Raw genomic sequence first — 20,801 nt, 5'->3', positions numbered from 1 at the left:
ATTTCAAAGGAAAATAATGCTTTTAAAGCAATCAGGAAACTTAGGCAACCTACCGTAAACCATTTCATCTTTTCTTCTTCTATAACTGCACAATAAATTTCTCACTTTTGAGAAATTTATTGATATTTCCCTTTAAAAACCTCATCTACCTAAGGAAATTTTAACAGACATTACAGTTATAGAAGAAGAAAAGATGAAATGGTTTACGGTAGGTTGCCTAAGTTTCCTGATTGCTTTAAAAGCATTATTTTCCTTTGAAATATCACTAACAATCGTATTTATTATCTGTGGGGTTATATCATTTTCGCTTTGTTTAATACAAATATTAAGAGAAGAAAAAAATAACAATTCACAATCAGTTACGCTTTAATATAAAGAAAAGAACTGTGCAAGTATTACCGAAATACGTGAATATCAGTACATTTTATTAAAGCTTGTTGGAGTATAATTAAAAATACAGTAACCTTACAATTGTATAACCGTAAACCTGTCAATAATTCTTTTTTTACCATGATAAAATCTTTTTTTATAGGTTTCGTATGCCTTGTAATAAGTATTAAATTATTAAGTGATTTTCATTTTATCGTGGCACTTTTATTTGTACTCACCGGAGTATTTACTTTTGCCTTTGGAATAGTAAGTTCCATCGTACAGAGCGAAGAACCTATCCCTTCGGGAGATATAACTAAAAATGGTACGATAGTAAGCCCGGACATAAGTTTTCTGGCTACTGAAAAATACCGCTCACAAGTTTCTGATAAGGATTTAATTTCACTTTCCGAGTTTTTACACACATCTCCATATCGCATTCAGAACAATTAATTCAATCGTTTTATTTTTCCTGAATAAAAAACGTTTTTCCTGGTCTAAACAAGAACAAATGGCAAGGAAAAAAGGTTATTTTTTATATGGGAAAGAATATGCTTGCAAGAGAAGAAAGCACTAACAAAAGCAGTTTTAACGTCTATATTGACCTTTTTAATAAAGGCGAATTCAGTGAACTGAAAGTAATACGGGAGAAAGAACAATATGCCGTTTTACTGGAAGATTACAAGCTGGCAACCATTCAAAAAGACGGCGAAAACCGCTGGGTGAAATTAGATGGCAATATGCCTTCTGAAAAACTTGAACAGGTAGGCGATATAATCAATATACGCCTGCATGACAGAAAAAGACAACACAATTAAAGAGAGAGCCTGAAGACTCTCTCTTTTTTATTTTGAAATGATATTAATGACCTGAATGGCCGTCTACACCATGGGCATGCCCGTGTGCCAGTTCTTCCTGTGTAGCTTCACGAACATCCAGAATAGTTCCTTTAAAATGCAAATCCTGCCCGGCCATAGGATGATTTAGATCTACCGTAACTGCCGAATCAGAAACATCTGTTACCCTGGCCCTGAACTGGTTTCCCTGGTTATCCTGCAAAGGAAGAACAGAATCAACCTGCGGGACATCCATTTCCTGGAACATATCCAAAGGTAATTCTGCAATGGCACTTTCATCTTTTTCGCCATACGCATCACCGGCAGATAGCTTAAAATCATAAGAATCACCGGCAGATAAGCCATCCAGATTCTGCTCAAATTTAGGCAGCATCATGCCTACTCCGTATAAAAACACCAAAGGGTTTTCCTGGGTAGCCTGCTCAACAAATACTTCTTCTCCATTTTCTGTGGTGTACAAATCGTACGTAAGCGCCACAACGCTGTTTGGTTGAATATTCATGCTTCTACTATTATTTATTCCGCAGATTTGTCAAAAAGGAGTATAGAAAGTCCTGCTCTAAATCTACTTTAATCTATTTGTTTTAATGCTTCACTTACTTCTGTAACTGGCAATTGGCAGGTTCTGTTTTTACAAACAAAAATTTTAGAGTCTTTACTAAATTTATCCTGCAGCAAAGGTAATGTTCCCGACGAACCTCCCAAGATAATTTTATCAGGAATGTAAAAGTGCTCTAATTCGCGACGTTTTTCTTCTGCCAGTGGCCCTGTTATGGCTATTTCATAAATACCAAATACTTTATTAAGTAAAAGATTAGCCCAGTTTGAATAAGCCGAACCATAAGTTTTTATCCGGGGAAATACATTGACGAGCATCTGATCGGCTCTTCTGAGAAACTTGTCCTCATCAAAAAAATGGCCGAGTTTGAAAAGGTTATTAGCCATTACAGAATTTGAACCGGGAATTACGTTATCCATAATTTCATGTTTACGGGCGATAAGCTGTTCATCTGCCGATGATGTGTAGAACAACATCCCGGTTTCGGGATCATCAAAATTAGTAATTACATATTCTGCCAGCGATTTAGCTTCATACAGCCACGATTCTTCAAAAGTAACTTCATACAGGCTGATAAATGCTTCTATAACAAATGCATAATCATCCAGAAAAGCCACTTCATTTGTTATGGAACTATCCGCTGGTTTAAAGACCCTTTTTAAAGATCCATTTTCCTGTTTAAGATACTTTAAAATAAACCTGGCATTTTCAATAGCGAAGGATAGAAATTCCGGTTCATCAAAAACACGGTAAGCATCTGTAAATGCTTTAAGCATCATTCCGTTCCAGGAGGCCAGAATTTTATTATCAAGGCCGGGGTGCACCCTCTGTTCCCTGGCTCTAAAAACCGCTGCCTTACATTCCTCTATTATCTTTTTCAATTCGGCTTTTTCAATACCTAACGTTTCTGCCACTGTTTCATCATCGTATTTCCTGATCAGAACATTTGTGTGTTCTTCAGGCCAGTTTCCTTCCTCCGTAACATTAAAACAGGTGCTGAAAACTTTTTCCTTTTCACCCAGGATGTCTTTCAACTCCTCTTTAGTAAACGTATAAAACTTCCCTTCTACCCCTTCGCTATCCGCATCCAATGCCGAATAAAAGCCCCCTTCGGGTGAAGCTATTTCCCGTATCACCCAGTCGATAGATTGATAAACTATCTCTTTATACAGCTCATCCCGGCAGTACTGGTAAGCTTCTGAATATAAGCTTATTAACTGAGCATTATCATACAGCATCTTTTCAAAATGTGGAACATGCCAGTGTCCATCTACAGAATATCGGGCAAACCCGCCTCCAATATGATCATAAATTCCGCCAAAAGCCATTTTTTGCAATGTAAGCCGGGTGATAACATGAGCGGTATCATCTTTCATCAAATGAGCATATCGCAAAATAAATTGCCAGTTATTAGGTAGTGGAAATTTAGGAGCACGGTTATGGCCGCCTTCATTAAAATCAAAGTAGCGTTTCCATGGTTCAAAAACCGCGGTAAGATCTTCTTTTGTATATTCTGCAGATGCAGGGATAAATTCAATAGTTTCACTTTGCTGGATTCCTTCAGTCAACCGCACAGCATATTCCACTGCTTCTTCAGGTTTTTCTGCCCAGAATGAAGAAAGATTGCCGAGAAGATTCATCCAGTCGTTTTTGCGGAAATAAGTTCCTCCATAAATCGGGCGCTGATCGGGAAGACAAAAACAATTTAAAGGCCAGCCCCCGGAACCAGTCATTAACTGAACCGCATACATATAAATCTGATCGATATCCGGCCTCTCTTCCCTGTCTATTTTAATACAAACAAAATGCTCATTCATGAGCTTCGCCACAGCAGGGTCTTCGAAACTTTCATGTTCCATCACATGACACCAGTGACAGGCAGAATAACCTATGCTTACCAAAATAAGCTTATTCTCCTTTTTTGCCTTTTTTAATGCATCTTCACCCCATGGATACCAGTCGACCGGATTATGTGCATGTTGAAGAAGGTAAGGAGAAGTTTCGTTAATAAGCCTGTTGGTTACGATTTCCATAAATCTATGCTATATAAAAGTAAACAGCGTCGGAGTGTATCAGTTTTGAAGCCAATATCTAAATTTATACTAAATAGAATGTATGAAAATTGTTAAAACCGAAATTTACCGTTTCAGTATTGCAATGGAACCTTTTGAAATTGCCACCGGAACGATGAATTTTGCTCAAAATATTTTCATTCGTGTTTACACGGATGAGGGATTTTATGGCGTTGGAGAGTGTTCAGCCTTTCCTATGATTACGGGAGAAATGCAGAACACCTGTATTACGCTTGCCAAAGATTTTGCATTACTATGGAAGGGAAAAGATCCTTTGGAGATTGCATCACGATTGCAGGAACTTGATTTTTATATCGCTTACAATACAACCATTAAAAGTGCTTTTGATATGGCTTTATTTGATATTTCCGCAAAGGCAGAAGCAAAACCGCTCTATCAATTATTAAATGGTACAAAAAGAAAAATAAAAACAGATATAACTATCGGCTTAAGCTCAGCAACAGATATGGCAACTAAAGCTTTAAGACTTAAAAACCAGGGCGCTGAAATACTCAAAATAAAACTCGGAAAAAACCCAAAGGAAGATATAGAAAGAATCAAAGCCATTAGAAATGCAATTGGTAGTGAGATCCCGTTACGAATTGATGCCAACCAGGGATGGACGTATGACGAAGCAGTAGTTGTTTTGCAATCTTTAGAAAGTCAAAACATTGAATTCTGCGAGCAGCCTATGCATGTGCATTATGATGACCTGCTTCCTGCGTTAAAAATATTATCACCAATTCCTATCATGGCTGACGAAAGCTGTTGCAATCATCACGACGCCAGAAAGCTCATTAAAAGTAATTCCTGCGACTATATCAATATAAAACTTGCAAAATCGGGAGGAATAGCGGAAGCATTAAAAATACATGAAACAGCAAGCAATGCCGGAATTGCCTGTATGATCGGCGGAATGCTGGAAAGCAGGATTGCCCTAAGCGCAAAAGTACATCTTGCCTATGCCTGCCCTAATATTCACTTCTTTGATCTGGACACTTGCTTACTGGGGCACCTGGAAGATCCGGCGACAGGCGGAGTTGAATACAACGGCTTCTTGCTCGAAATTCCCGATGCCCCTGGTATTGGAGTGGATGCGGATGAGGCTTTCTTAAAACAATGCGATAAATGGATTATTTAACTTATAAACCACTAACCGACTGTTTAAATCCTATTCGCTTAATTCTGCAAAGTATTTATGAAACAACGGAATTGTTTCTATCCCTTTTAAGAAATTAGCTATATCATATTTTTCATTCGGAGAATGAAGATTATCACTATCCAGCCCAAAGCCCATCAATACAGTTTTGATGCCCAGCTCCTTTTCAAATAGGGAAACAATAGGAATACTTCCTCCGCCTCTTGTCGGGATTGGCTTTTTACCAAAAGATTCTTCGATGGCTTTTTCTGCTGCTATGTAGGCCACGCTGTCTGTCGGTGTAACAACCGGCTCACCCCCGTGATGCGGTGTGACTTTTACTTTCACAGAATCAGGAGCAATGCTTAAAAAATGTGTAGTAAATAGTTGAGTTATTTTCTCAGAATTTTGGTTGGGAACCAAGCGCATAGAGATTTTAGCGCTCGCTTTTGAAGGTAAAACAGTTTTAGCTCCTTCTCCGGTATAGCCGCCCCAAATACCATTTACTTCCAGGGTGGGCCTGATTCCTGTACGTTCTATCGTTGTGTATCCTGTCTCTCCCCATAACTCTTCAACTTCCAGGTCTTCTTTATACTCTTTTTCATCAAAAGGTGCCTTATTAAGCTCTTCCCTGTCTTTTTCGGTTAACGCCTGCACGTCATCGTAAAAACCCGGAATGGCAATATGATTATTTTCGTCGTGCAGGGATGCTATCAGTTTACATAAAACTGTTGCGGGATTAGCTACAGCTCCACCATATACTCCTGAGTGTAAATCACGATTTGGCCCGGTTACTTCCACCTCGATATACGATAAGCCCCGTAGCCCTGTTTCCAATGAAGGGTGCTCCAGGCTGATCATAGCTGTATCTGAAATCAATACAACATCCGCTTTTAACCGTTCCTTGTTATCGTGTACAAAAATTCCAAGATTTGATGATCCTACCTCTTCTTCCCCTTCTATCATAAATTTGATATTGCATGAAAGCGTTTGTGTTTTCATCATCAGTTCAAATGCTTTTACATGCATATAAAACTGTCCTTTATCATCGCAGGCGCCTCTTGCAAATATTTTATTATCCCGTACTGTAGGTTCAAAAGGAGGAGTGTGCCATAGCTCCAGGGGATCAGCCGGCTGAACATCATAATGCCCATACACAAGCACAGTTGGCTTTGAAGCGTCAATGATCTTTTCGCCGTAAACAATTGGATAACCATTGGTAGGGCAGACTTCTACCTTATCGGCACCAGCCTGGCGTAATTTTTCAGCAACAAAATCAGCCGTTTTTAAAACATCGTCTTTATATTTTGAATCAGCGCTTACAGATGGTAAACGTAACAGATCAAATAATTCATCGAGAAAACGGTGCTTATTCTCTTCTACATATTTCTTTATTTCTTGCATAATCTTCAGATATGTTTTGCAAATATAAGTCCTTATGCAAGGAAAGGAATTTTACAAAAAAAAGTTTCTGTTGAGGCCTCTTTATTTTAGCTGAGACAAGGTGTATTTGATGTTGAAAACGGATAAAAGGCTTTAATTGCATCTTATCCGTTTAAACCAGGTAATTTTCTTTCATAGAATATTTTTCAAAGTTTAGAATTTGTCTGATTAATTGTTAATCCCAGCCGCCCATATCTTGTTTGCCTCCACCCATTACTTTTTGGGTTTTCACTGCTGAAGGTTTTACTTCTGTTTCTTTCTTACAGGATACCATACCTACTGTAAATGCTACCAATAAAACTGCTATAACTTTTTTCATGTCTCTTAAATTTTAATACGTTTTACAAATCATTTAACTAATCCCAACCACCCATATCTTGCTTGCCTCCACCCATTATTTTTTGGGTTTTCGCTGCTGAAGGTTTTACTTCTGCTTCTTTCTTACAGGATACCATACCTATTGTAAATGCTACCAATAAAACTGCTATAACTTTTTTCATGTCTCTTAAATTTTAATACGTTTACAAATCATTTAATTAATCCCAACCACCCATATCTTGCTTGCCTCCACCCATTATTTTTTGGGTTTTCGCTGCTGAAGGTTTTACTTCTGTTTCTTTCTTACAGGATACCATACCTACTGTGAATGCTGCTAACAGAATTGCTACAATTTTTTTCATGTTTTAAAAGTTTAAATAAGTTTTAAATTATAAATCTCAATTTTCTTTAATTATTCCTACATTTAAAATAAATATATGAAATACTTTTTCTTAGCATTTGTTCTAACAATTCTCACTACTTCTCACTCTTTCTCACAATCCCAAAATGAAAAAGACAGCTTTTCGACTGTAGACGAATTAAACAAACTTGGTTATGAAATAAGATTAACTGACCCAGAACAAACCATTGAGTATGGTAAAAGATCACTTCATATAGCTAAAAAATTAGATTATCCGAATGGTATAGGAGAAGCATATCGAATAATGGGAATTGGGAAATATTATATGGATAAAAATGAGGAAGCTATTTCTGATTACTTGCTCTCTCTTAAATATTTTAAATCTACAAAGAATAAAAAAGGCGAAGCTAAGGTTAACAATAATATAGGAAATTTATACCGGGATGTTGATAATGATAAAGGCCTGAAATACTATCAGGAAGCCTTAACACTTGCACAAGATTTAAATATGACCGAATTAATTGCTGGTACTTATTTAAATATCGGAATTATTCAAACCAGGAAGAAGAATTTCAACCAAGCATTAAAAACCTTTGAAAATAGCGATTCTCTTTTCAAAAAGTTAGATGACCCTATTGGAATAACTCATAGCCTTCAAAATCAGGGAGTAGCTTATTATAAACTCCACCAATTAGAAAAAGCCGAAAGATTTCTTTTACAAGCGAATCAAAAAGCCAAAGAAAACGATCTTAATAGTTCAATAGCAAGTATCAATTTAACATTAACTTCTGTGTTTGTTGCTGAGAAAAGATTTGAAGCAGCGGAAAAAACGTTAACTGAGGGACAGACTTACGCCAGGCTTGTAAAAAATGCAAAATTAGAACAAGACTATATTTATACTTCTTATGAACTTGAAAGTGCCCGAAAAAACTTTGAAAAGGCACTCTATTATCTGCAGCAAGTTTATAAAACGGATAGCCTGAACTTTAACAATAATGTGTCGGCCAGATTAGGCTTGCAACAGGAACAATTCCGGCAATTACAAAAAGAAAGGGAGAATGAACTTATCATCGCTAAACAACGGAATAATTTAATCCTTTTCTGGGCAAGTACACTTGTTTCATTTTTACTGCTGCTGGTTATTGGCTTACTTGTGTACAGCAACAGAAGAAAGATCAGGACCAATAAACAACTTACTGTATTAAACAGCGAAATATCTCAGCAGAAGGAAGAGCTTGACTGGATCAACCACCGCCTGGAAGAGATTATTGACGAACGTACCAAAGACCTTAAGATCAAAAACCAAAAACTCTCGGATTACTCCTGGCATTTGTCGCACCAGATACGCGGGCCCGTTGCTACTATGAAAGGACTCATGATACTGGAAAACGATCAACTCATAGAGCATGATGAATTTATTCAGCAAATGGATAAATGTTTGAAAGATGTTGATGACAAAATCACTAACATCAACGAATCGCTTCATGATGAAAATAAAATGGGATTCTCATCTTCTGTGGATTAATATGAACAGCCATAAGTCCATTAATTAGAAAAATAACTGATATCTCTCTCCCATTTTTTTAATTTTGGGTTTTTAACATAAAGGATCATTTTGGAATATTTACATGGATTAAACCCTTCGCAACGGGCAGCAGTGGAGCAAACCGAAGGGCCGGTAATGATTGTAGCGGGAGCAGGATCGGGCAAAACAAGAGTAATTACCTACCGGGTAGCACACCTTATAAAAAAAGGTATTGATCCGTTTAACATTCTCGTATTAACATTCACCAACAAGGCCGCAAAAGAAATGCGGGAAAGAATAACAAAAGTTGTTGGCCCGGAAGCAAAAAATATCTGGATGGGTACGTTCCACTCTGTTTTTGCAAAAATATTGCGGGTTGAAGCAGAAAAAATAGGCTACCCCAATAACTTTACTATTTACGATACCGATGATAGCAAAAGCCTGTTGAGAGCCATCCTCAAAGAGCAGCAGCTCGACGACAAGTTATACAATGCCAACTTTGTTTATAACCGTATTTCATCCGCAAAGAATAATTTAATATCAGCGGCAGAATATTTGCAGAATGACCATATCCAGGCGGAAGACTTTTCGAGCGGCAGGGGCAAACTCGGAGAAATATACCAGATTTATACTCAGCGCTGTTTTAAGGCCGGAGCAATGGATTTCGACGACCTTCTTTTTAAAACCAATGTTCTGCTGAAAGAACATCCGGATGTGCTTTACAAATACCAGAACAAGTTTAAATACCTGATGGTAGATGAGTACCAGGATACCAACTTTTCGCAATACCTCATCGTGAAAAAACTCGCCGCAATAACTGAAAATCTTTGTGTAGTTGGCGATGACGCTCAGAGTATTTACGCTTTCCGTGGGGCAAACATTCAAAATATCCTGAATTTCGAAAAAGATTACCCGGATCTAAAAGTTTTTAAACTGGAGCAGAATTATCGCTCTACACAAAATATAGTAAACGTTGCAAACAGCATTATTGCAAACAATAAAAATCAGCTCAAGAAAAACGTTTATTCCGAAAATGAAAATGGCGATAAAATTAAGGTAATCAGGGCTTACAGCGATAACGAGGAAGGTAAAACAGTTGCTGAAGCCATTGTGCAGGAAAGGGCATTAAAAGGCTTAAAAAACGCTGATTTCGTAATTCTCTATAGAACTAACGCCCAGTCGAGGGCTATGGAAGAAGCTTTGCGGAAACTCAATGTTCCATATAAAATATACGGCGGACTTTCTTTCTATCAGCGCAAAGAAATAAAAGACCTCATCGCTTATTTTCGTCTTACTTTTAATCCCAATGATGAAGAGGCCTTAAAACGGGTGATTAACTATCCCCGCCGTGGCATTGGTGATACTACAATTGAACGGATTATTATATCTGCTGATAAAAACCAAATTACCCTTTGGGAAGTGATCCTGGAAGCAAATAAATACCTGGATGGCAGAAGCTCGGCGGCTGTTGCTGGTTTTGCAACACTTATCCAAAGTTTCCAGGTAATGACAAAAACACATTCTGCTTACGATGCCGCTTTACATATTGCACAGCACTCCGGATTGCTGAAAGACCTTTATGACGACAAATCTGTTGAAGGATTAAACCGGTACGAGAATATACAGGAGCTGCTTAACGGAATAAAAGAATTCAGCGAACGCGAAGATATTGAAGAAAGAGGGTTGGATGTATTTATGCAGGATGTTGCGCTTCTTACGAACGACGATAATGATAAAAATCCGGATGCAGATACAGTTTCGCTAATGACAATACATTCAGCAAAGGGCCTGGAATTTAAAAATGTTTTTGTAGTAGGTCTCGAAGAAAACTTATTTCCTTCACAAATGTCTTTAAGCTCCCGGGCTGATCTGGAAGAGGAAAGAAGGCTGTTTTATGTTGCTATAACCCGTGCGGAGAAAAAACTGACACTCACGTATGCTACTTCCCGCTATCGTTGGGGAACATTAACAAGCTGTGAACCAAGCCGGTTTATTGACGAGATAGATGCCAAATACCTCGAACTCGATTTTAAACCTCAGTCAAAGTCAGCCGGAAATCCATTTTTTGATGATGAACGAAGTTCGTGGGGAGGCAATAAGTCTTCTTCAACCGATTATTTCAGCAAACCGAAACCTGCTGCTGCGCCTAAAACCACGTCCATCCTTCCGAAAGCACATGTTCCAAGCCCTGGATTTGCTCCATCAGATACGTCTAAATTACAGGTAGGTATGGAAGTGGAACACGAACGTTTCGGATTCGGAAAAGTATTAAATATGGAAGGCAGCAAACCGGATGTAAAAGCAACTATTTTCTTCAAAGAAATAGGGCAGAAACAGCTTTTGCTGAAGTTTGCTAAATTGAGGATAGTGAAATAAAAGGGAAAAGGTTAAAGCTGAAAGGAGAAAGTAAACTACTTTTTAGGTTGTACCAAGAGCATTAAAACATAATTTATTGTATTCCTGTTGCTCGAATATGATAAATTGGTACATCGGATGCTCGGGTTTTCACTATAAACATTGGAAAGGAAGCTTTTACCCAGAGGATTTACCACAAAGCAAGTGGTTTGATTATTATTGCCGGTATTTTAACACCCTTGAATTAAATGTCACTTTTTATCGCTTTCCCCAATTCTCTTTCCTGCAGTCGTGGTATAAAGAGTCCTGCAGATTTTCAGTTTGCGGTAAAAGCACCACGAATAATAACACATTATAAAAAATTTAACGACACGGTAGAGCTGATAAATGACTTTTATTCCGTAGTAAGAGCCGGCTTGCAGGATAAATTAGGGTGCGTTCTCTTCCAAATGCCACCAAGTTTTTCATATACCAAAGAACGTTTGGATAAGATCAATCAGCAGCCTTGACAATTCATTTATAAATGTGCTGGAGTTCAGACATGAAAGCTGGTGGCGTGCGGATGTTTATCAAACATTATCCACACACAATATCAGCTTTTGCGGCATGAGCCATCCTACACTTCCAAAAGACATTATTGCAAATACTCCGTTTCTGTACTATCGCCTGCACGGCGAAACACAATTATACGCCTCAAATTATGAAGATCAGCAGTTACAATTTTTTGTTGATGAGATATCAAAGAACAAGCAACTGAAAACTGCTTTTATCTTTTTCAATAATGATATTCATACGTTTGCAGTTTTCAATGCTCAAAAAATGAGACAGTTTGCATTAAAAGAGATGTAAAGAACTAAATGCAAGCAGTTTAACATTCTTAAATTAATCCATTTTCTTACTCCAAAACTCCAGTACAGGTCCGCTTCCACCAAAAACAGGATCTTTTTCTGGTACAGAAGCATTTTTTATGTTTTTTCCTGCCTCAGCAAGTTCTTCTTCTTTTCCATACTTTATATCATATTCCTTTCCATTCGGATAAGCGCCTATACATAGAAAATCCGTGGTACAAAATATTCTTTTATGTGCAACTCCGGCAGGTATTACAACTACATCGCCTCTTACCAGTTCTACACAAACACCTTCCGGCCCACCAAACTCCACGTCTGCTCTTCCACAAAATACACCCAGCACCTCGTGGGTGTTACTATGATAATGATGGTAATCAAATATTCCGTCTTTCCATGAATTCAGCCAATTGTTATCAGCAAAAAGTGCTGTAATGGCTTCAGGTTCATCTGCCGGATGTAAACGTAAGGCTCCTTTGTAAACAAGTAAGGGCAAATATGCATTATTGGGAAAATTCTTATTCCGGGGCATTATTTCATGAATAATATGCCCATGTATTACTTCTGTTGGTTTGTTCATCAGGAATTTAACAGAGTAACAATTGTTAGCTATTTTAGATTGAACAGAATTGGAATTTAATAAGGCATTCAACAACCACGTATAAGAATCAGGATTTATAGTCTTAATACATCCTGTTTCTTTTAATAAAGTAGCTGTTTAAAACCTGATAGAATCCTTTATTTATGTCAGCGTTTACCAGATCAATATTGTATTGAGCACATTTTATCTCCAATTGCTCCTGATAAGTATGAATGGCACGAAGATAATTTTCTTTAACCTGTCGGGGATGTGTTTTAAGCTCTTCGCCACTTTCCATATCAATGAAATGATAGGGATGGTTATCAAACTCAAAGTTTAACTCGTTTCTATGATCGAGAACATTGAATATTATAACCTCATGTTTGCGATATTTTAAGTGTTGCAAAGCAGAAAAAATTGCCGCCGGGCTCTCCTGCCCGCTCTGAAACATATCACTGAAAATAATAACAAGAGACCGCTTATGAATTTGTTCAGCTATTTGATGTAAAGCCTCCGATACGTTAGTCCCTTTGCTTTTAGTTCCCTTATTTAAAATTCTTTCTAATTCAGAAAACAGATATTGTAAATGAGCCGAAGTTGATTTAACAGCGGTAGAAAGTTCTACATTCTCTGAAAAGAAGTTTAATCCAAAAGCGTCCCGTTGCTTCTTTAGCAGATACATTAATGATGCAGCAGAATAAATAGAAAACTGCAATTTATTGAATTCTTTTTCAGGATAATACATGGAAGAAGATACATCCAGTACTATCTGGCAGCGAAGGTTTGTTTCTTCTTCAAAACGTTTTACAAACAATTTATCCGTTCTGCCATACAGTTTCCAGTCGATATTTTTAACAGATTCCCCGCTGTTGTAGGAACGATGTTCTGCAAACTCAACAGAAAACCCATGAAAAGGGCTTTTATGCAAGCCGGTTATAAAACCTTCAACCACCTGCCGGGCAAGTAATTCAAGATTACCAAAATCCTGAAGTTCTTTTTGCGAAAACATGAAGAAGATATTTTTAACCGATTGCTATTATACAAAAAAGGCTTCAGAAATTCTGAAGCCTACATGAAATTATAAAGATCTTATGCTAATTGCTTACTCAGCTTGTCTGATAAAACAGATTTCGGCACAGCTCCAATTTGTTTGTCAACAATTTCTCCGTTTTTGAAAAATAGCAAAGCCGGAATATTGCGGATACCAAACTTCATGGATACACCCGGATTATGATCGACATTAAGCTTACCGATAACGGCTTTACCTTCGTATTCTTTTGAAAGTTCTTCTACAAGCGGGCCAACCATACGGCACGGGCCACACCACTCTGCCCAAAAGTCAACCAAAACCGGTTTATCTGATTTTAACACTACTTCTTCGAAGTTTGCGTCTGTTATTTCTAAGGCCATATTTAATAAATTAATGTTATATTCAAAGATACATTACAATATCCTTGCCACAAACAGCTCCTGCTAAAATGACATTTTAGTAACGTTGCTACCCTATTTCTAATTAAGTTTATAAGATATATTCTTCAACTCGGCTAACTGTCCTAAAAATTCATTACTGGGAAAAATTTTTACATTTTTTGAAGGCATCTCCAGAGATAAAGAATCTTCGGTATCGTACACTGCAAACTTCAGTAAGCAGTTTCGCTGAGGGTTTTCTTCTGTATTTACTTTTATCAACTCATCAATCTTAACAATCAGCGAATCAGAAAGCTCATGCAGGGGAAATTTAATTGTCAGACATTTTGACATCTTATCCCTTAAATCAGATAAAAGATTGATTTGAGTTACTTTGAACTCCCAGTTGTCTTTCTGCTTAAACCGTTCAGTAACTGTTCCCCTTATTTGCAAGAAATAGCCGTCGGTAAAAAACGACTTCTGTTTTACATATTCATCTCCAAACAATACAATTTCAAAAGAGTCGCTGTAATCCTCCAAAATAAAAGAGCCAAAGGGTTTTCCTGTTTTGGTAGTACGATGAGCTGCCGAAGAAACAAGGCCGCCAATTACCAGTTCCCGGTTTTTAATCTTATTAAATTCCTGCTGGTCTTCTTCCTGAAGCTCCCCATTCTTCGCCTTATTTATCAGCATTAAATGTTTGACCTGATAGTTGCAAAAATTATCCATCTCGAACTTAAAGTTGTCTAAAGGATGGCCGGTTAAATAAATTCCGATCATATCTTTTTCATACTTTAACTTTTCTATAAGCCCCCATTCAGGACAATCAGGCAGTTGGGGCTCAGGAATATGAGCATCTGTTGTACCGCCAAAAAGCGAAGCCTGCGAGCTGTTCTGACTATTCTGGTAATCATTCGTGTACTTAATTAAACGTTCAATTCCATTAAGCATCCCCCCATCAGGCTTGCAGAAAAACTGGGCACGGTTAAATCCAAAACAATCAAAAGCACCACTGTAAACAAGGTTTTCGTACACTTTTTTATTTACAGTACGTGGATTAGCCCTGCGGGCAAAATCATTAATATCAGTGAAAAGCCCGTTTGCTTCCCGTTCTTCAATAATACATTCAACAGCCTTCTCTCCTACTCCCTTTATCCCTGACATTCCGAAACGGACTTCACCTTTTTTATTAACAGCAAAGCTCAGATTCGATTCATTGATATCAGGTCCTAAAACGGCTATTCCCATTCTGCGGCATTCTTCCATGAAGAAAGATATCTTTTCGATATTTCCCTGGTTATTTAATACCGCCGCCATATACTCAGAAGGATAATGAGCTTTCAGGTAAGCGGTTTGATAGGCTACAAAAGCGTAGCAGGTAGAGTGAGATTTGTTAAAAGCATAAGAAGCAAACGCTTCCCAGTCAGTCCAGATCTTTTCAAGCTTCTTCTCATCGTGACCATTCTTCTTAGCATTCTCAATAAACTGAGGCTTCAATTTGTCAAGGGTTTTCCGGTCCTTCTTTCCCATCGCCTTACGCAACACATCGGCATCACCTTTGGTAAAGTTTGCCAGCTTTTGCGAAAGAAGCATTACCTGCTCCTGATACACGGTAATACCGTATGTGTCAGAAAGGTATTCTTCCATATCCGGCAAATCATACACCACTTCCTCACGGCCATGCTTACGTGCAATAAAGTTTGGAATATACTCTATTGGCCCCGGGCGGTAAAGGGCATTCATCGCTATCAGATCCTCGAACTTATCCGGCTTTAGCTCCCGGAGGTACATCTGCATACCGTCACTTTCAAACTGAAACGTTCCGTTTGTATCTCCCCGCTGGTACAGCTCAAAGGTCTGCTGATCATCTAAGGGAATATAATCAATATCAATTTCAACTCCATGATTCTGTTTGATCAGCTGTAAGGCATTTTTAATAATTGTAAGGGTTTTAAGGCCCAAAAAGTCCATTTTGATAACCCCTGCATCCTCAATCACCCTTCCGTCAAACTGTGTAACCAGCAGGTCTGAATCTTTCGCTGTTGCTACCGGGATGATATTGGTGAGGTCATCCGGCGCAATAATGATACCCGCTGCATGAATACCGGTATTGCGAACAGAACCCTCCAACTTTTCCGCTTCACGCAATACTTTGGATCGTATATCATTTCCTTTTAAAATTTCCTGAAGTTCGGGAACCTGATCAAACGCGTCTTTTAAGGTAATTCCTAACGTTTCAGGAACCAACTTCTTTAAAGCGGCAACTTCGGGCAACGGAACATCCAACACCCGGGCTACATCCTGAATGCTGGTACGGGCAGCCATAGAACCATAGGTAATAATTTGTGCTACCTGATTTTTTCCGTATTTATCCACCACATAATCAATCACTTTCTGACGACCTTCGTCATCAAAATCGGTATCAATATCGGGCATCGACTTACGGTCAGGGTTAAGGAAACGCTCAAAAAGCAGGTTATATTTAATCGGATCAATATTAGTGATCCCGATACAATAAGCCACTACAGAACCCGCTGCCGACCCACGGCCCGGACCCACAAATACGCCCAGGTCACGGCCAGCCTTAATGAAATCCGAAACGATAAGAAAATAGCCGGCAAAACCCATGATCTTGATTGTGTTTAACTCAAAATCAAGGCGTTCCTGTATTTCAGGCGTTATATCTTTATATCGCTCCCTTGCTCCCGTCATTGTTAAATGGCGCAGGTATTCCCATTGATTCAGCACATCATCGGGATGGATTTTAAATTCCGGAGGAATAGGGAAATTTGGAAGCAGAATATCACGTTTCAGCTGTAAATGTTCTACTTTATCAACAATTTCTCCGGTATTATCCAGAGATTCAGGCAGATCGTGAAATAGCTGAGCCATTTCTGCCTGCGATTTAAAGTAGAACTGATCGTTCGGAAAACCGAAACGATATCCTTTTCCCCCTTCCTCATCTGTAGCAATAGGCGTACTTTGCATATCGCCGGTATTTACGCAAAGCAGAATGTCGTGTGCATTAGCGTCCTGCTGATCTACATAATGAGAATCATTGGAGCAAATAATTTTTACGTTGTGTTTTTTAGCAAACTTTAGAAGAACATGGTTTATAGTTTGTTGTTCGGGAATATCATGACGCTGCAGTTCGATGTAATAATCTTCGCCAAAAAGATCAAGCCACCATTTGAATTCTTCCTCAGCCTCCTCTTCACCCTTTTTCAGAATCGCCTGCGGAACAGAAGCTCCGATACAACAGGTAGTAGCAATTAAGCCTTCGTGATATTTCAGAATTAATTCTTTATCAATACGGGGCCATTTAGAGTACAAACCTTCCATATAGCCCAGCGAGCAAAGCTTCACCAGGTTCTTGTACCCCTGCGCATTTTTGGCCAGGAATAACTGATGAAAACGAACATCTTTATTTTCTTTGGTGAACTGCTTCTTGTGCCGGTCGTCCACTACATAAAACTCACAGCCTACAATGGGTTTTACACCATGTTTCCCTGCCTCGGCCACAAACTTAAACACACCGAACATATTGCCATGATCGGTAATGGCTATTGCTTTCATGCCGTCTGCAGCAGCTTTTTTGTACAGCTTCGAAATATCTGCAGCACCATCGAGCAGTGAAAATTGTGTATGTACGTGTAAGTGAGAGAAATCTGGCATCTGCTAATCCTTTGTCGATAAGATTCAAATTTACCAAATTTCCTGTTCAGATGAGGGCTGTTGAAAAGTAATTGATCCCCTCTTTTAATGAGCAGAGGATCAATTACTGTAGAAGTGATTCCGCTACCATGATGATTTACCCTGATAATAATCCAGTATCTTCTTCCTTAGAATAAAATCGTACCGGGAAGCGATCAGATTAAGATTGGCACGATCGAGATTATTTTTTGCAATCAAATAATTTACAGAATTAATGGCACCCGCGTTAAAGCGAACTTCAGCAGTGCGAAAGGATTCAGAAAAAGCATCAACCTGATCAATCAAAGTTGTATAACGATCTTTTGAAGATGTCATATTAAAATAAGCCTGTTCGGTTAATTGCTGCAACTGAATGCGTGTGCTCTTTGCTGTCAGTTCTGCATCTCTCTGATTCAACTTCGATAGCGCTACTGCATTTTTTGTTCTGAAAGAATTAAAAAGCGGAATGGCGACTCCCACACTCACCGATTTGCTCAGGTTATTACTGATCTGATCTGAGTAGGTTTTACCCGTTTCTTCAAATGCAGCGCTGGAATAGTTGGTAGATAACCCTCCGTTAACAATAACAGAAGGAAAATAAGTTGAACGGCTGACTTTTACATCGGCATCGGCGCTTCTTTTACGGAGGTCGACAGCTTTTACCACTGCCAGGCTCTGCAAAGCTGCATTATAAACCTGCTCGGGAGTTGCTTCATAAACCAGGGAAAATTGGCTGGCATCCAGGCTTTGGAAGGTAATATCTTTATTATAAGGAACATTAAGAAGCTGTGCCAATTCCAGTTTAGAGTTTTCCAGGTTATTAGACGAAGCTATTACCGCCATCTGGTCGTTGGCATACTGGCCTTTCAGATCGTAGTAGTCGGCGGGAGTAACCGCACCTTCTTTCTGCAATACTTCTAAACGTTCTACCTGTTTTAAACTGGTTTCCGCCTGTTTTCTCGATAGTTCTAATAAGTCCTGGTTTGTGAGCACCTGTAAATAATTTAGTATTACCTGCAGAGTAAGATTATCCCTGGCTTCCTGCTCTTCCATCTTTGCCGCGCTGTACGCCAACGAATTTCTGCGAATAGTATTCAAAATAGCAAAGCCGTTAAATATGGTTAAAGTGCTCCCTAATGTTGGGTTAGCATAACTTAATTGCTGATCCACATACGAATTAGTAGATGGGTCAATACTTCTTCCGGCATTAAAACCGTGAGTATAAGACGCATTGAGATCTGGCAGGATTTTTCCTCGTGCCTGCTTCAAATAAACGTGTTCGGTTTCTGTCCGGATATTGCTTTGCTGAACTTCTACATTATTTTTCAGGGCAATTTCAATAGCTGTATTTAAACTCAATGTTTGCGGAGCGGCGCTTTGAATTTCCTGGGCCTGTACGGAAACAAGTGAAAAAAATAAAAGAGTAAGGAAAAGTATTTGTTTCATACGTATGTATGCTGTTAATTTTAATTTTCAAATGACTGGCACATTAAAGACCAAAACATCAACTATCTGACAATCAACATAAAAGAATAAAGCATGTAATTTAACCTGTTCGCTTTCGAACAATAAACGTTCAAAAATGCACATCGCATTTTTATCACCTTTCAGAGATATTACAATAAATCTTAGGAATTGAGAACTGTATGCCCTTATTTCGGAAAATAATAATACACGAATGAAAAAGCTATTTCTTGTTACTGCACTTATTGCCTTTTATACTGTTTCGTATGCTCAATACCGCAATCACCCCAACACACGGAACTGGAAAAGCCTGTTTAAATCCGACCTTTCTGATGCCATTAAACCTGATGAAACTATCTGGACCTTTGATGATGGAATTTTAACAGCTACGGAAGATAAAAATATCTGGAGCGAAAAAGAGTACAACAACTTTATCCTTGACCTTGAATTTAAAACGGCTCCCGGAACTAATAGCGGCGTTGTTGTGCATGCAAGTAATATAGAAAACTGGATTCCAAACAGCATGGAAATTCAAATTGCGGATGATTTTAGTGAAGAGTGGTCGAAAGCGCCAAAAACCTGGCAATGCGCCGCCTTTTTTGGCCATTTGGCCCCTAAAAAAAGTAATGTTAAAAAGCCAGGCGAATGGAATCATTATACCGTTACCTGCAAGGATAAAAAGATCTGGATCGTCTTAAACGACGAACTGGTAAATGAGATCGATATGAGTTTATGGACTTCGGGCACAAAAAATCCCGACGGATCTGACATTCCTTCCTGGCTGAACAAACCTTACGCTGAATTGCCTTTGAAAGGGCATATCGGTTTGCAGGGTAAACATGCAGGAGCTCCGATATACTTCAGGAACATCAAGATCAAAGAGATTTAAAAAAGAAGTAAAAATTGTATCATTAGCATAAACTTCGTCCGTAGGCATCGGACGAAGTTTTTTATTTTTTACAGGATGTTTCACCAATAATTGTTGAATTTACCGCTAAATGAATCAGTAATTCATTTACAGATCCGTTAATTTTTTCACTTGATATTCATTTTCTATCCTTTCAATTCGCCCGTCTAATAGATGAATTATCCTTGAACCGTAAGAAGCGTTTTTTTCAGAGTGCGTTACCTGGATAATAGTAACACCATCCTCCTGATTCAGCTTTCTGAAAAGATCCATTATTTCTTCGCCTTGTTTTGAATTGAGGTTCCCGGTTGGTTCATCTGCAAGTATTACTTTCGGATTTGCTGCCAGTGCCCTTGCAATGCCCACGAGTTGCTGCTGGCCTCCTGAAAGCTGGGCAGGAAAAAGGTCTTTTTTTCCTACAATGTTAAACCTGTCCAGCATGTCTGAAACAATTGCTTTCCGCTCTGCTCCTTTAATATCCTTATAAATAAGCGGAGTTTCTATGTTTTCATACACCGTAAGCTCGTCTATAAGATGGTAGGCCTGAAAAACGAAGCCGATATATTGTTTATATAAGGCCGACCGCTGCTTTTCTTTCAGATTAAACACAGACTGCCCTAAAAACTCATATTGCCCCTCAGATGCTTCATCAAGCATTCCCAGAATATTTAATAAAGTAGATTTCCCTGACCCGGAGGGACCCATGATTGAAATAAATTCACCTTCCTCTACATCTAAATTAATGTCTTTTAAAATGAAAGTACGCCCGCCCCCAACATTGTACCATTTAAAAATGTGTTCTAAGTGTATCATGATATTAACTTGTAAGTTTTAAGTTGTAGGTTATACCGTTTACTTTAACAATCCCATGCCAATCACAAAACTAACTGGCAATAAGCAAATTACTA

The 20,801-nt window shown here is 38.5% G+C and carries 19 protein-coding genes and 1 pseudogene; 8 read left to right on the top strand and 12 right to left on the bottom strand.

The features are described 5' to 3' along the window. Positions 1–510 precede the first annotated feature (510 nt). Complete coding sequence (locus ACLCDL_RS08125; protein WP_423147784.1) at positions 511–822, top strand: hypothetical protein; 312 nt, start codon at positions 511–513, stop codon at positions 820–822. Positions 823–908: 86 nt separating this feature from the next. After that, positions 909–1,187 (top strand): hypothetical protein, encoded by a 279-nt coding sequence (locus ACLCDL_RS08120; RefSeq protein ID WP_423147783.1) that lies wholly within the window; start codon positions 909–911, stop codon positions 1,185–1,187. Positions 1,188–1,230: 43 nt separating this feature from the next. On the opposite strand, the gene ACLCDL_RS08115 is transcribed toward ACLCDL_RS08120, so the two are convergent. Together ACLCDL_RS08115 and ACLCDL_RS08110 are read right to left on the bottom strand one after the other, a co-directional pair. Continuing rightward, positions 1,231–1,728: an FKBP-type peptidyl-prolyl cis-trans isomerase gene (locus ACLCDL_RS08115; protein ID WP_423147782.1), complete on the bottom strand. Its 498-nt coding sequence runs from the start codon at positions 1,726–1,728 to the stop codon at positions 1,231–1,233. Between the two features lie 68 nt (positions 1,729–1,796). Continuing rightward, positions 1,797–3,818, bottom strand: coding sequence for a thioredoxin domain-containing protein (locus ACLCDL_RS08110; RefSeq protein ID WP_423147781.1), 2,022 nt, complete (start codon positions 3,816–3,818; stop codon positions 1,797–1,799). 82 nt (positions 3,819–3,900) lie between these two features. Between ACLCDL_RS08110 and ACLCDL_RS08105 the strand changes: the two genes are divergently transcribed. Next, entirely contained in the window at positions 3,901–4,998 is a 1,098-nt protein-coding gene (locus tag ACLCDL_RS08105; protein WP_423147780.1) for a mandelate racemase/muconate lactonizing enzyme family protein, read from the top strand. 30 nt (positions 4,999–5,028) lie between these two features. On the opposite strand, the gene ACLCDL_RS08100 is transcribed toward ACLCDL_RS08105, so the two are convergent. The 4 genes from ACLCDL_RS08100 to ACLCDL_RS08085 all read right to left on the bottom strand — a co-directional run bounded on the left by ACLCDL_RS08100 (position 5,029) and on the right by ACLCDL_RS08085 (position 7,118). Then, positions 5,029–6,399, bottom strand: a complete 1,371-nt coding sequence (locus tag ACLCDL_RS08100) for a dipeptidase (RefSeq protein WP_423147779.1) — start codon at positions 6,397–6,399, stop codon at positions 5,029–5,031. A gap of 214 nt (positions 6,400–6,613) precedes the next feature. Beyond that, on the bottom strand, positions 6,614–6,757 hold the full coding sequence (locus ACLCDL_RS08095; protein ID WP_423147778.1) for a hypothetical protein: 144 nt from the start codon (positions 6,755–6,757) through the stop codon (positions 6,614–6,616). 37 nt (positions 6,758–6,794) lie between these two features. Next, the gene (locus tag ACLCDL_RS08090) at positions 6,795–6,938 is read right to left on the bottom strand and encodes a hypothetical protein (RefSeq protein WP_423147777.1); all 144 of its coding nucleotides are present in this window, start codon (positions 6,936–6,938) and stop codon (positions 6,795–6,797) included. 36 nt (positions 6,939–6,974) lie between these two features. Further along, a complete protein-coding gene (locus ACLCDL_RS08085) occupies positions 6,975–7,118 on the bottom strand; it encodes a hypothetical protein (RefSeq protein ID WP_423147776.1) in 144 nt (47 codons plus the stop codon). A 75-nt stretch (positions 7,119–7,193) separates the two neighbouring features. Here ACLCDL_RS08085 and ACLCDL_RS08080 point away from each other — a divergent pair, with 75 nt between their 5' ends. The 4 genes and pseudogenes from ACLCDL_RS08080 (at position 7,194) to ACLCDL_RS08065 (ending at position 11,846) form a co-directional block, all read left to right on the top strand. Continuing rightward, complete coding sequence (locus ACLCDL_RS08080; protein ID WP_423147775.1) at positions 7,194–8,642, top strand: tetratricopeptide repeat protein; 1,449 nt, start codon at positions 7,194–7,196, stop codon at positions 8,640–8,642. 90 nt (positions 8,643–8,732) lie between these two features. Beyond that, positions 8,733–11,018 (top strand): ATP-dependent helicase, encoded by a 2,286-nt coding sequence (locus ACLCDL_RS08075; protein WP_423147774.1) that lies wholly within the window; start codon positions 8,733–8,735, stop codon positions 11,016–11,018. A 97-nt stretch (positions 11,019–11,115) separates the two neighbouring features. Further along, a pseudogene (locus ACLCDL_RS08070) lies at positions 11,116–11,506 on the top strand (DUF72 domain-containing protein). A gap of 16 nt (positions 11,507–11,522) precedes the next feature. After that, positions 11,523–11,846: a DUF72 domain-containing protein gene (locus ACLCDL_RS08065; protein ID WP_423147773.1), complete on the top strand. Its 324-nt coding sequence runs from the start codon at positions 11,523–11,525 to the stop codon at positions 11,844–11,846. A 33-nt stretch (positions 11,847–11,879) separates the two neighbouring features. On the opposite strand, the gene ACLCDL_RS08060 is transcribed toward ACLCDL_RS08065, so the two are convergent. The 5 genes from ACLCDL_RS08060 to ACLCDL_RS08040 form a co-directional block, all read right to left on the bottom strand. Continuing rightward, positions 11,880–12,422 carry a cupin domain-containing protein gene (locus ACLCDL_RS08060; protein WP_423147772.1) on the bottom strand — a complete coding sequence of 181 codons (543 nt, stop codon included), beginning with the start codon at positions 12,420–12,422 and terminating at the stop codon, positions 11,880–11,882. Between the two features lie 103 nt (positions 12,423–12,525). Continuing rightward, complete coding sequence (locus ACLCDL_RS08055) at positions 12,526–13,431, bottom strand: DUF58 domain-containing protein (protein ID WP_423147771.1); 906 nt, start codon at positions 13,429–13,431, stop codon at positions 12,526–12,528. Positions 13,432–13,511: 80 nt separating this feature from the next. Continuing rightward, positions 13,512–13,832, bottom strand: coding sequence for a thioredoxin (gene trxA, locus ACLCDL_RS08050; RefSeq protein WP_423147770.1), 321 nt, complete (start codon positions 13,830–13,832; stop codon positions 13,512–13,514). A gap of 99 nt (positions 13,833–13,931) precedes the next feature. Next, positions 13,932–17,504, bottom strand: coding sequence for a DNA polymerase III subunit alpha (gene dnaE / locus ACLCDL_RS08045; protein WP_423147769.1), 3,573 nt, complete (start codon positions 17,502–17,504; stop codon positions 13,932–13,934). A gap of 123 nt (positions 17,505–17,627) precedes the next feature. Beyond that, positions 17,628–18,968, bottom strand: coding sequence for a TolC family protein (locus ACLCDL_RS08040; protein ID WP_423147768.1), 1,341 nt, complete (start codon positions 18,966–18,968; stop codon positions 17,628–17,630). A gap of 232 nt (positions 18,969–19,200) precedes the next feature. Here ACLCDL_RS08040 and ACLCDL_RS08035 point away from each other — a divergent pair, with 232 nt between their 5' ends. Beyond that, positions 19,201–19,875, top strand: coding sequence for a 3-keto-disaccharide hydrolase (locus ACLCDL_RS08035; protein WP_423147767.1), 675 nt, complete (start codon positions 19,201–19,203; stop codon positions 19,873–19,875). Between the two features lie 126 nt (positions 19,876–20,001). Here ACLCDL_RS08035 and ACLCDL_RS08030 read toward each other — a convergent pair whose 3' ends face one another. Next, positions 20,002–20,706 (bottom strand): ABC transporter ATP-binding protein, encoded by a 705-nt coding sequence (locus tag ACLCDL_RS08030; protein WP_423147766.1) that lies wholly within the window; start codon positions 20,704–20,706, stop codon positions 20,002–20,004. Positions 20,707–20,801: the final 95 nt, after the last annotated feature.

It is taken from the genome of Rubrilithobacter danxiaensis (assembly GCF_047272945.1).
Lineage (GTDB): Bacteria > Bacteroidota > Bacteroidia > Sphingobacteriales > Sphingobacteriaceae > Rubrolithibacter > Rubrolithibacter danxiaensis.
The sequence above is the reverse complement of the archived record's forward strand: the minus strand, read 5'-3'. Positions and strand labels throughout refer to the sequence as shown.

Excerpts from the sequence above, each read along its gene's own strand:
- ACLCDL_RS08085 (WP_423147776.1), bottom strand. The coding sequence starts at position 7,118 with ATGAAAAAAATTGTAGCAATTCTGTTAGCAGCATTCACAGTAGGTATG.
- ACLCDL_RS08105 (WP_423147780.1), top strand. The coding sequence starts at position 3,901 with ATGAAAATTGTTAAAACCGAAATTTACCGTTTCAGTATTGCAATGGAA.
- ACLCDL_RS08035 (WP_423147767.1), top strand. The coding sequence starts at position 19,201 with ATGAAAAAGCTATTTCTTGTTACTGCACTTATTGCCTTTTATACTGTT.
- ACLCDL_RS08120 (WP_423147783.1), top strand. The coding sequence starts at position 909 with ATGGGAAAGAATATGCTTGCAAGAGAAGAAAGCACTAACAAAAGCAGT.
- ACLCDL_RS08040 (WP_423147768.1), bottom strand. The coding sequence starts at position 18,968 with ATGAAACAAATACTTTTCCTTACTCTTTTATTTTTTTCACTTGTTTCC.
- ACLCDL_RS08080 (WP_423147775.1), top strand. The coding sequence starts at position 7,194 with ATGAAATACTTTTTCTTAGCATTTGTTCTAACAATTCTCACTACTTCT.
- trxA (WP_423147770.1), bottom strand. The coding sequence starts at position 13,832 with ATGGCCTTAGAAATAACAGACGCAAACTTCGAAGAAGTAGTGTTAAAA.
- ACLCDL_RS08030 (WP_423147766.1), bottom strand. The coding sequence starts at position 20,706 with ATGATACACTTAGAACACATTTTTAAATGGTACAATGTTGGGGGCGGG.
- dnaE (WP_423147769.1), bottom strand. The coding sequence starts at position 17,504 with ATGCCAGATTTCTCTCACTTACACGTACATACACAATTTTCACTGCTC.
- ACLCDL_RS08090 (WP_423147777.1), bottom strand. The coding sequence starts at position 6,938 with ATGAAAAAAGTTATAGCAGTTTTATTGGTAGCATTTACAATAGGTATG.
- ACLCDL_RS08125 (WP_423147784.1), top strand. The coding sequence starts at position 511 with ATGATAAAATCTTTTTTTATAGGTTTCGTATGCCTTGTAATAAGTATT.
- ACLCDL_RS08100 (WP_423147779.1), bottom strand. The coding sequence starts at position 6,399 with ATGCAAGAAATAAAGAAATATGTAGAAGAGAATAAGCACCGTTTTCTC.
- ACLCDL_RS08060 (WP_423147772.1), bottom strand. The coding sequence starts at position 12,422 with ATGAACAAACCAACAGAAGTAATACATGGGCATATTATTCATGAAATA.
- ACLCDL_RS08110 (WP_423147781.1), bottom strand. The coding sequence starts at position 3,818 with ATGGAAATCGTAACCAACAGGCTTATTAACGAAACTTCTCCTTACCTT.
- ACLCDL_RS08055 (WP_423147771.1), bottom strand. The coding sequence starts at position 13,431 with ATGTTTTCGCAAAAAGAACTTCAGGATTTTGGTAATCTTGAATTACTT.
- ACLCDL_RS08095 (WP_423147778.1), bottom strand. The coding sequence starts at position 6,757 with ATGAAAAAAGTTATAGCAGTTTTATTGGTAGCATTTACAGTAGGTATG.
- ACLCDL_RS08115 (WP_423147782.1), bottom strand. The coding sequence starts at position 1,728 with ATGAATATTCAACCAAACAGCGTTGTGGCGCTTACGTACGATTTGTAC.